This window comes from Terriglobales bacterium, assembly GCA_035454605.1.
Lineage (GTDB): Bacteria > Acidobacteriota > Terriglobia > Terriglobales > Acidobacteriaceae > DATMAB01.
In genome coordinates this window covers 1-10602 of sequence record DATIGQ010000064.1, presented here as the reverse complement: position 1 = coordinate 10602, position 10602 = coordinate 1, and the positions used below count along the sequence as shown (strand labels likewise).

The window sequence follows — 10602 nt, the reverse complement described above, 5'->3', positions numbered from 1 at the left end:
GCGGCGATTGCGCTGTTCTTCGCGACTTTTCTCGATCCGTTGCCGGCGACCGCCGCCACAGCGCTGGTGATCGCGGCGCCCGCCGCGCTGGAGCGCATGCTGGGCGCGGCCTGGGCGAACGCTATCCCGGTGTATTCGCTGAGCGCCTCGGCCATGCACTTTTCCTATGATCCGGCATGGAGTCCGGGGTGGGGCGGGGTTGCCGTAGCCGTAGTGGAGACAATCGTGTTCTGGCTGGCGGCGTCGTGGGTGTTTGAGCGCCGAGACATCGCCATGGCCGTGGAGTAGTTCGCGGGCTAGAAGCGCAGGATGTCGGCGGCGGAGCGGGCGGCGAAATCCAGCACGCGGCCGGGCAGGATTCCGAGGTAGAGAGTCGCCGCGGCCGTCAGCGTAAGGACAGCGGCCAGCGGAGCCGGGATGGTCACAGCGGGCATTTCTTCGCGCGGGTCGCGCATGTACATCACCACGATCAGACGCAGGTAGTAGTAGGCCGCAATCGCGCTGTTCACCAGGCCGATCACGGTCAGCCAGACCAGGTTCGCTTTCAGAGCGGCGGCGAAGACGTAGAACTTGGCGAAGAAGCCGCCGGTGGTCGGGATGCCGATGAGCGAGAGCAGGAACAGGGTAAGGGCGGCAGCCAGGACGGGCGAGCGCCGGCCGAGCCCGGCGTAGTCGTCCACGGAGACGTAGCGCTCTCCGGCGCCGGCCAGATGGCTGACCACGGCGAACGCGCCTACGTTCATGAAGGCATAGGCGGCGGTGTAGAAGAGCACGGCGCGGATGCCGAGGTCGGGGGCGGCGCCGAACGCCACCAGCAGATAGCCGGCGTGGGCGATGGAGGAGTAGCCGAGCAGGCGCTTCACGTTGTTCTGCACCAGCGCGCCCAGGTTGCCGATGGTCATGGTGAGCGCAGCAGAGAGCCAGATGAGCCAGAACCATCCCGGCGCACCGGTGGAGAGCAGGATGCGGGCCAGCACGGCAAACGCCGCAGCCTTGGGCGCGGTGGACATGAAGGCCACGACCGGCGCGGGCGCGCCTTCGTAGACGTCCGGCGTCCAGACGTGAAAGGGCGCCGACGCGACCTTGAATCCCAGGCCGACGAACATGAGCGCCACGGCAACGTAGGCCAGCGTGGGCACATGCTCCACCTTCAGCGAAGCCGCGATGGCCGGGATGTAGGTGGAGCCGGTAGCGCCGAACATCAGCGCCACGCCATAGAGGAAGAAGGCGGTGGCGAAGGAACCCAGCAGGAAATACTTGAGCGAGGACTCGGCGCTTGCGGCGACGCGCCGCCGGAATCCGGCCAGGATGTAGGTGGAGATGGAGGAAATCTCCAGCGCGATGAAGATGAGCACCAGCTCCATGGCGGAAGACATCAACTGCATGCCCACAGCGCCCAGCAGCACCAGCCCATAAAATTCGCCCGCGCGGATCTGCTCGGTCTCCAGGTAATCGAGCGAAGTCAGGATGACGAGCGTCGCGATGCCGGCAATCAGGAAGTGGAAGAAGACGCTGAAAGAATCCACCTCGACCATGCCGAAGAAGCCCAGGCCGGGCGAGGACGACTGGTAGACACTGGCCACCAGAGAGAGCAGAGCGCCGGCCAGCGCCAGCAAGCCCAAGGGGCGGCGGCTGCGCCCGGCAGGCAGCAGCGGCTCCGCCATCATCACCGCGATGCCAAAGACAGTCAGGGCCAGCTCCGGCAGGATGGCGACGTAGTCCGCCGCACTCAACGAGAACGGAGTGTTCTCGAACAGGGCGAAGGCGGCGAGTCGCATCATGGCGTCAGCACCTGCAACAGCGCGGGCATCATGGGAGCCAGCACGGCCTGGACGGCAGGATCGATGGCGCGCATCCAGTAGAGCGGCGCGACGCCCATGACCAGGGCAGCCAGCGCCAGGGGCCAAAGCGAGACGCGCTCGCGCAGGTCGAGGTCAGGAACGGAGCGGTTGACCTCCGCGGTGACCTGACCATAGAAGACACGCTGATACATCCAGAGCATGTAACACGCGCTCCAGATGACTCCGGTGGCGGCCAGCACGCCCCAGGCGGTCTTGGCCTGGAAAGCTCCCAGCAGCACCAGGAACTCGCCGATGAATCCGTTGAGCAGCGGCAGTCCGATGGAGGAGAGCGTGATCACCAGGAAGAGCATGGCGTAGGCGGGCATGGGCGTGGCCAACCCGCCGAAGTCCCGGATCTCGAAAGTATGGCGGCGCTCGTAGAGCATGCCCACCAGCATGAAGAGAGCGCCGGTGGATACGCCGTGGTTGAGCATCTGGTAGACGGCGCCGTCGGCGCCCGCCTGGGTGAAGCTGAAGATGCCGAGCACCACAAAGCCGAGGTGGCTGACCGAGGAGTAGGCCACCAGTTTTTTCAGGTTGGGCTGCACCATGGCGACTAGCGCGCCGTAAATGATGCCGATGATGGCCAGGGCGGCGATCCATCCCGCATGCTCGCGTGACTGTGCCGGGAACAGACCGACGTTGAAGCGCAACAAGCCGTAGGTGCCCATCTTGAGCAGCACGCCGGCCAGCAGCACGGAACCGGCGGTGGGCGCTTCCACGTGCGCGTCCGGCAGCCAGGTGTGCAGCGGGAAAAGCGGGACCTTGACGGCGAAGGCCACAAAGAAGCCCAGGAAGAGCCATTCGGCCGCGCTCCAGATGTTGGGAATCTGCTCCCGCTGGATGGCCTGCTGGATGGTGGCGTAATCGAAACTGCCGGTCTGCGCGTAGAGCCAGATGATGGCGGCCAGCATGAACACCGAAGCCACGGCGGTGTACAGGAAAAACTTCACAGCGGCGTAGACCCGGCGTTCGTGGCCGTACATGCCGATGAGCAACGCCATGGGAATCAAGACCGCTTCCCAGAAGAAATAGAAGAGGAAAAGGTCAAGGGCCAGGAAGACGCCGATCATCGCGGTCTCGAGCACCAGCAGGAGAACGAAAAATTCCTTCACGCGCTCGTGCACCGATTTCCAGGAAACCAGCACGCACAGGGGCGTGAGAAACGTGGTGAGGACGACCAGCCAGAGCGAGATGCCATCCACGCCCAGGTGGTAGTGGATGTTGGGACTGGCGATCCAGGGGATATCCACCTCGAACTGGAAGCCGGGACGGCTGCTCACGAAGTAGGCGGGAAGGTGCAGCGAGAGCACAAACGTCACCGCCGAGATCACCATCGCGGTTCGCCGGATGAGTTCATCCCGGCGGGGAAGCAGAGCCAGCAGGATGGCTCCGGCCAAAGGAGCAAACGTGATCAGCGTGAGGATGCTGTGGTAGAAGCCGTGATGGTAGAAGCTGTTCATCGCACAGCCATCCAGACCATGTAAGCGAGAATGAGCGCAGCGCCGGCGACGACCCATCCCGCGTAGGAGCGCAGGTTGCCGGACTGCATGCGGCGGAAGGCTCCGGATACGCTGCGGGCGCCGGAGGCGAGGGCGTTGACCGAGTCATCGATCAGAGCGACGTCAATGCCGCGCCACAGGATGTTGGTAGAGCCCTCCACCACGGGCCGGACGAAGACGGCGTCGTAACCTTCGTCCACGTAATATTTGCCGGCCACGGCGCGATACAGCGCACCCACTGAGGCGGTAATTCGCTCCGGCAGTCCGGGACTCTTCCAGTAGAAAAGCCAGGCGAGCAAGAAACCGACTGCGCCCGCCAGCACGGAAAGCAGCGTCAGGCCACGCTCCAGCGTGGCGTCGTCGCCGTGGCCTCCGGGGACCTCAGGCAACCCGGCTGAAAAGACGGGTTCCAGGAATTTCTCAAAGTAGTTGTGACCGCCAAGCGCGTGCGGCACTCCCACGTAGCCGCCAACCGCCGCAAGCACCGCCAGGATCACGAGCGGGGCCAGCATGACCCAGGGACTTTCATGGATGGAACCGTGGGCGTCGTGGTCGTCGTGCGACCCATGCCCGTGCGCAGACGGGGCGGAGCGCAACTCGCCGAAAAAGGTCATGAACCAGAGGCGGAACATGTAGAACGAGGTGAGGCCTGCGGTGAAGAATCCGACCCCCCACAGGATGGGGCTGCCGAAGGGGCTGGAGTAGGCGCGCCACAGGATCTCGTCCTTGGAGAAGAATCCGCTCAGGAAGGGTGCGCCGGCGATGGCGAGCGTGGCCACGGTCATCACGGCGAAGGTCCAGGGAACGTGCTTGCGCAGGCCTCCCATGTTGCGCATGTCCTGCTCGCCGGAGAGCGCGTGGATGACGCTACCGGCGCCCAGGAAGAGCAGCGCCTTGAAGAAGGCGTGGGTCATCAGGTGGAAGATGGCGGCGGAATAGGCGGCGACGCCGCAGGCCAGGAACATGTAGCCCAGTTGCGAGATGGTGGAATAGGCGAGGACGCGCTTGATATCGAACTGAGCCATGCCGATGGTGGCGGCGAACAGCGCCGTCAGGCAGCCGACGATGGCCACCACCATCAAAGCTTCCGGCGAGCGGCTGAAGATGGCGCTGGAACGGGCCACCATGTAGACGCCTGCCGTGACCATGGTGGCGGCGTGGATGAGCGCGGAAACGGGTGTGGGACCTTCCATGGCGTCCGGCAGCCAGACGTAAAGCGGCAACTGCGCCGATTTGCCGCAGGCGCCCATCATCAGGAGCAGGGCGATGGCGGTGAGCACGCCGGGCGTGGCCTCGGTGCCCAGGCGCGCGGCGGCGGGGAAGACCTCGGCGAACTGCACCGAGCCCAAAGCCCTCACCATGAGGAATATGCCCAGCAGGAATCCGAAGTCGCCGATTCGGTTGACGATGAAGGCCTTTTTGCCGGCGGAGGCAGCGGAATCCTTGTGGAACCAGAAACCAATCAGTAGATACGACGCCAGCCCGACGCCTTCCCAGCCTACGAACATCAGCAGGTAGTTGTCCGCCAGCACCAGCGTCAGCATGAAGAACAGGAACAGGTTCAGGTAGCTGAAGAAGCGGTAGTAGCCGCCGTCACCGGCCATGTACCCGACGGAATAGACGTGGATGAGGAAGCCGACGCCGGTGACGACCAAAATCATGACCAGCGAGAGCTGGTCGAGGTAAAAGGCGAAGTTGGCACGGAAGGCGCCCGCCTGTAGCCAGGCGGCGAGCGTTTCCGAGTAGGGAAGCTGGTCAGGCCGAAGCTGGGCGAAGGCCGCCGCGACGCGCAGCGACCACGCGAAAGAAGCTCCCGAAGCGGCCAGCGCGACGGCGGTCACGGCCCGGCTCGGGAAACGGCGACCGAAAAGGCCGTTGATCAGAGCCCCGGCGAGCGGCAGCAGCGGGATGAGCCAGAGTTTCATAGCTTCAGCAGGTTCACGCGATCGGCATTGAGCGTCTGCCGGGTGCGAAAGACCGAGATGATGATGGCCAGCCCGACGGCCGCTTCCGCCGCCGCCACCACCATCACGAAGAACACGAACACATGGCCGCTCAGCGCCTTCCACTGCGTGGCAAAGGCAACGAAGGAAAGATTCACAGCATTGAGCATCAGCTCGATAGACATGAACAGGGTGATGATGTTGCGCTTGAGCAGGAAGCCGGCGGCGCCCAGCCCGAACAGGATGGCGCTCAGCACCAGGTACCAGGAGATAGGGACCATTACGGCTCCCTCCGGGCCAGCACCACCGCGCCCATGATGGCCACCAGGATCAGCACCGAGGTGACCTCGAACGGCAGCAGGAATTCACGGAAGAGCAGGCGGGCGACGTCCTGGGTGGAGCCCAGGAACTCTCCCAGGTGGATGGGTACGGCGCTGCCGTAGCGCGTCACTACCCAGGTCATCAGAACCACGAACAGCGCGGCGGCAGGATATCCGAAGCGCGCCGCCACCCGGCTGCCGTCGGTGCGCTCCTCCTCGCCGGCATTGAGCAGCATGATGGTGAGCACGAAGAGCACCATGATGGCCCCGGCGTAGACGATGACCTGCACGGCGGCGACGAACTCCGCGCCCAGCATCAGGTACAGCACCGAGAGCGACACCATCACCACGATGAGGGAGAGCGCGCTGTTAATGGGATGGCGCTGCGCCAGCAGGTTTACCGCACCCGCGACGGCGACGATGGCGAAGATGAAGAACAGCGCCTGATGCAGCATCTCAGCCTTTCCACGCCACGACCAGCCCGGTGGCCATCACATTGAACAGCGCCAGGGGCAGCAGCACCTTCCATCCGAAGGCCATCAGCTGGTCGTAACGGAAGCGCGGCAGCGTGCCGCGGATCCAGATGTACAGGAAGATGAAAAAGAAAACCTTGGCGACGAACCAGAGGAGCGGCAGCACCGCTTGCAACGCTGGCGGCCCAAACACCGGCCCGTGCCAGCCTCCGAAAAAGAGCAGCGTGGCCACGCAGCTCACGGTGAACATGTTGATGTACTCGGCCATGAAGAACATGGCGAACTTCATGGCGCTGTACTCGGTGTGGTAGCCGGCCACGAGTTCCGTCTCGCTCTCCGGCAAATCGAACGGGATGCGGTTGGTCTCGGCAAAAGCGGCGGTCAGATAGATGAAAAAGCCTAGGACCTGAGGAAAGGTGCTCGACAAGATATTCCATCGCGGAATGAAGCCAAAGTATGTGCCGGACTGCGCGTCCACGATGCCGCGCAGGCTGAGCGTACCGGAGAGGATGAGGACACCGACCAGGGACAGGCCGAGCGAGAGTTCGTAGCTGATCATCTGCGCGCTGGCGCGAAGCGAGCCCAGCAGCGAGTACTTGGAATTCGACGACCAGCCGGCGAGCGCCACGCCATACACGCCGACGGAAGTGACGCCCAGGAGGAAAAGCAGGCCGATGTTGATGTCGGTGATCTGAAGCGGAGTTTCAAAGCCGAGGCCGGGAAGGCGAACGTTCTCACCGACCGGAATCACCGCGATGGCCATCAGCGCCACGGTGAGCGAAAGCATGGGCGCGAGCACATACAGCGGCTTGTACACGTTGCCGGGGATGAGGTCTTCTTTGAGGATGAACTTCAGCCCGTCGGCCAGCGGCTGCAACAGGCCGAAGGGGCCGACGCGCGTGGGTCCCCAGCGGTTCTGGATGCGCGCCACCAGTTTGCGCTCCAGCAGCACGGTGTAGGCGACCGCGGTCAGCAGGATGACAAAGAAAACCACTGTCTTACCCAGGCTGAGCGCGATGTAGGTCGTCCAGTCCATACGTTTGGCTTAAGGGATACGGCCGGCCGCGTTCAATCTGCGGCCTCCTGCTGCGCCGCCCGGCGCGGATTTTCTATCACCGAGTTCAGCGCACGCGAGTAGCGGCCCAGCGTGCCCGAGGTAAACAGCGAATCGGCAGCGGGCACGATAAGGTCGGAGCGGCTGGCGCCTCCGGCGCCGCGCTCCACGGAATCGAGATGCACGTCGTTTCCGGCGAGCAGGTTGGCGCGCGAAAAGGCGTAGCCGGGAACCAGCCGCTGGATCTCGTCGAGAATCGCGGCCGGATCGAGCGGGCTGAGTCGAGGCTCCAGGCCCTGCGAGCGCAGCCAAACGCCGTGGCGATCGGCTTCGCCGGATTGCGCGCCGCGTGACTGACCCATATCGGCGCGCGTGCCGTCGTTCGCTGCAACTGGCACCAGGCGGCGCACGTCGAAGCCCATGCCATCGGCGAGGCGTACGATGAGCTCGAAATCGGGCTTGGCGCCGGCAAAATCGCCCGCCTTGCTGAGCGCCTGCAAGTCGCCGCAGGTGCTGGTGAACGTGCCCGACTTTTCGTAAGCGCAGGCCGCGGGCAGAACCACGTCGGCGAGCAGCGCCGTCTCCGTAAGAAACATTTCCTGCGCCACGACGAAGGTGTTGCGCAACGCGAAGGGGTCGATCTGGAAACGCGCCACGGGATTCGCCCCCACAACGTAGAGCGCCTTTAGCCTGCCCGCGTACGCCGCCTCGACCATCTGCGGGATGGCGAGGCCGGGCGTGGTCGGTAACGGTGCGCCCCATTCCCCGGCGAAGCGGCCGTCCGTCGCTACCGGCGCGTAGCCGGGCAGCAGACCGGGATAGAGGCCGAGATCCGCAGCGCCGCGGGAGTTGGCGTAATCGGCCAGGCAGATGAACTTCGCCCCGGGAACAGAAGCGCCGAAGCGAACCAGGGTGGAGACGGCATCGCCGCGGATCTCTGAGCCGAAAATGACCACAAGACCGGATTCGGCGCGGAGCTTGTCACGCAGGGCGTGCAGGTCGTCGCGCGTTGTGGACGCGGCCAGGAGCGAGTCGGCGGCGGAGTCATCGCCGGAGAGAAAGGCGGCCAAGCGGCCTTCGGAACCGGGGTTAATCGCTGTGAAGCTTGCCGCCTGGCGGCGCAGCTTGATCTCCGCGGCGTTGACCACGTGCAGCCGGCCGCGATGCAGGCGCACGTTGGTGCGGATGTTCCAGGCCAGCAGCGGGTGCTGCTCCGTGGGGTCGCCGCCGATGAGCAGGATCGCGGAGGCGTGGAGGACGTCGCGCATGGAAGCGGTTGCGCCGGGGCGGCCCGCGAGGGCAGCGGAGAATGCCGGAAAGTCCGCCGTGCGATGGTGGTCGATGTTGTTCGTGCCCAACACCAAACGGGCGAACTTCTGGAGCAGGTAGCTCTCCTCGTTGGTGGTGCGCGTGGAGCCGATCACGCCGATGGCCGGGCCGCCGTCGGAGTCGCGCACCTCGCGTATGCGGCGGGCTGCGGTTTCGAGCGCCTGCTCCCAGGAGACGGGCTGCAGGTGCCCGTCCTTGCGGAGCAGCGGCTGGCGCAGCCGGTCAGGGTGCTGGACGAAGTCAAACGCGTAGCGGCCCTTGATGCAGAGGAAGTCGCCGTTGATGCCGCTCTTGTCGCGGTTGTCGCCGCGCACGATCTCAAGTCCGCTGGAAGCGCGGCGCACTCCGAGCGTGGTCTTGCAGCCATCGCCGCAGTGGGTACAGATGGTCGAGACGTGCTGCATCTCCCAGGGGCGCGTCTTGTAGCGGTAGGCGCCGGAGGTGAGCGCCCCGACCGGGCAGATGTCGATGCACATACCGCATTCTTCGCACTCCAGGTGGTCGCCCTGATTGGGAGCGATGACGGAATGCACGCCGCGGTTCTGCACGCCCAGCGCCCATACGTCCATGCCCTCGCCGCACACGCGCACGCAGCGGTAGCAGAGAATGCAGCGCGGGCGGTCGAAGAACACCACCGGCGACCACTGCTGCTCTTCCTTGTGGAGCTTGGCCTCCATGTAGCGCGACTCGGCGGCGCCGTACTTGAAGGTCATGTCCTGCAGTTCGCATTCGCCGCCGGCGTCGCAAACGGGGCAGTCGAGCGGATGATTGCCCAGCAGCAGCTCGAGCATCGACTTGCGCGCCTGATGCACTTTCTCGCTGTCGGTGGTGACGACCATGCCCTCGGTGACCACCACGGTGCAGGCGGTCTGCAGCTTGGGCATCTTCTCGATCTCGACCAGGCACATGCGGCACGCGGCCTGCAACGAAAGGCCGGGGTAGTAGCAGAAGGAGGGCACTTCGATGCCCACCTTCTTGCAGGCCTCGATCAGCAGCGTCCCTGGCGGGACGGTGAGCTTGTGACCGTCGACGGTAAATGTTACCTCAGCCATAACGGGCTAACTGCCTTCTGGGACCATGGGGTTTGCAGTTTGCTGCAGTTCAAAATCTCTCGCAAAGAGGTCGATTTCGCCACCGGGGTGAATCAATTGGATTTGGAAGAGCAGGTAATCAGCCAGTGGTTCCTTCTCATACTTAAGCTGTCCTCTTTCCAGTTCTTCCCTCAGAGGCGAATCGGACGAGCATAAGTTAGTGGCAATATCGTCAGCGCACACCCGCTTTCCGTCCAAGTCCAGATTCATCTTGAGGATGGTGCAATCTCTGAATCGCAACTGCACGTCTCTCCACGCAGATTCTCCCTGCTGCGGACGAAGGCGGATATCTAGAACCACGTCGTCTACCCGCTCGGAAGCGTCCCGAACAAGATGCACGCCCAGCAACTTGGAGTCGTGCAGGTCGAGATCGTTGAACCTGCTGCTTACATTCTCGCAATGCTTGGGCATGACTCTAATGGCTCAATACTGACAACCGCTCGATTGCGCCGTGCGCCTCATACGGACACGGTCTTCCTTCAAGGTGATCTTCAAATTCCTTCCGGAACTTCTTGACGATGGAAATGATAGGCATGGCAGCAGCATCTCCCAGCGGGCAGAAGGTGCGGCCCAGCATGTTCTCAGCCAGGTACTGGATGTTGTCGATGTCCTTCCTCAATCCGCCGCCGGCGTGGAAGCGGGTGAGCGTCTTCTTGAGCCAGTCCGTGCCCTCGCGGCAGGGGATGCACCAGCCGCAGCTTTCGTGCTGGTAGAAGCCGATGATGCGCTGTGCGAACTTGACCATGCAGGTGGCGTCGTCGACGACCACCACGCCGCCCGACCCCAGGAAGGTGCCGATCTTGGCCAGTGAATCAAAGTCCATGGCGACGTCGATTTCCTCGGCGGCGAGGATGGGCGTCGAAGAGCCGCCCGGCACCACGGCCTTGACCTTGCGCCCGTTGGGCACACCGCCCGCGACCTCGTGAATCATCTTCTTCAGGTTGTAGCCGAGCGGCAGTTCGTAAACGCCCGGCCGGTTGACATGGCCGCTGAGGCAGAACAGTCGAGTGCCGCCGTTCTTGGGCGTGCCCAGGTCGGCGTACCATTTC

Annotated in this window: 10 protein-coding genes; 1 reads left to right on the top strand and 9 read right to left on the bottom strand. The window is 64.1% G+C overall.

Translation table 11 applies throughout. The features are described 5' to 3' along the window. On the top strand, positions 1 to 288 hold a 288-nt coding region (locus tag VLE48_04455; protein ID HSA92239.1), incomplete at its 5' end, for a hypothetical protein. Positions 289 to 296: 8 nt separating this feature from the next. Here VLE48_04455 and VLE48_04450 read toward each other — a convergent pair. The 9 genes from VLE48_04450 to VLE48_04410 form a co-directional block, all read right to left on the bottom strand. Then, the gene (locus tag VLE48_04450; GenBank protein ID HSA92238.1) at positions 297 to 1781 is read right to left on the bottom strand and encodes an NADH-quinone oxidoreductase subunit N; all 1485 of its coding nucleotides are present in this window, start codon (positions 1779 to 1781) and stop codon (positions 297 to 299) included. Beyond that, on the bottom strand, positions 1778 to 3304 hold the full coding sequence (locus VLE48_04445; protein HSA92237.1) for an NADH-quinone oxidoreductase subunit M: 1527 nt from the start codon (positions 3302 to 3304) through the stop codon (positions 1778 to 1780). Before VLE48_04445 ends, VLE48_04450 begins: the two co-directional genes overlap by 4 nt. Next, complete coding sequence (gene nuoL / locus VLE48_04440; GenBank protein ID HSA92236.1) at positions 3301 to 5268, bottom strand: NADH-quinone oxidoreductase subunit L; 1968 nt, start codon at positions 5266 to 5268, stop codon at positions 3301 to 3303. The genes VLE48_04445 and nuoL overlap by 4 nt, the downstream gene beginning before the upstream one ends. Continuing rightward, complete coding sequence (gene nuoK, locus VLE48_04435) at positions 5265 to 5567, bottom strand: NADH-quinone oxidoreductase subunit NuoK (protein ID HSA92235.1); 303 nt, start codon at positions 5565 to 5567, stop codon at positions 5265 to 5267. Before nuoK ends, nuoL begins: the two co-directional genes overlap by 4 nt. After that, positions 5567 to 6061: an NADH-quinone oxidoreductase subunit J gene (locus VLE48_04430; GenBank protein ID HSA92234.1), complete on the bottom strand. Its 495-nt coding sequence runs from the start codon at positions 6059 to 6061 to the stop codon at positions 5567 to 5569. Before VLE48_04430 ends, nuoK begins: the two co-directional genes overlap by 1 nt. 1 nt (position 6062) lies before the next feature. Then, entirely contained in the window at positions 6063 to 7115 is a 1053-nt protein-coding gene (gene nuoH / locus VLE48_04425) for an NADH-quinone oxidoreductase subunit NuoH (GenBank protein HSA92233.1), read from the bottom strand. 32 nt (positions 7116 to 7147) lie between these two features. Beyond that, on the bottom strand, positions 7148 to 9514 hold the full coding sequence (nuoG, locus tag VLE48_04420; GenBank protein ID HSA92232.1) for an NADH-quinone oxidoreductase subunit NuoG: 2367 nt from the start codon (positions 9512 to 9514) through the stop codon (positions 7148 to 7150). Between the two features lie 6 nt (positions 9515 to 9520). Continuing rightward, positions 9521 to 9964: a hypothetical protein gene (locus VLE48_04415; GenBank protein ID HSA92231.1), complete on the bottom strand. Its 444-nt coding sequence runs from the start codon at positions 9962 to 9964 to the stop codon at positions 9521 to 9523. A 4-nt stretch (positions 9965 to 9968) separates the two neighbouring features. Further along, on the bottom strand, positions 9969 to 10602 hold a 634-nt coding region (locus VLE48_04410), incomplete at its 5' end, for an NADH-ubiquinone oxidoreductase-F iron-sulfur binding region domain-containing protein (protein HSA92230.1).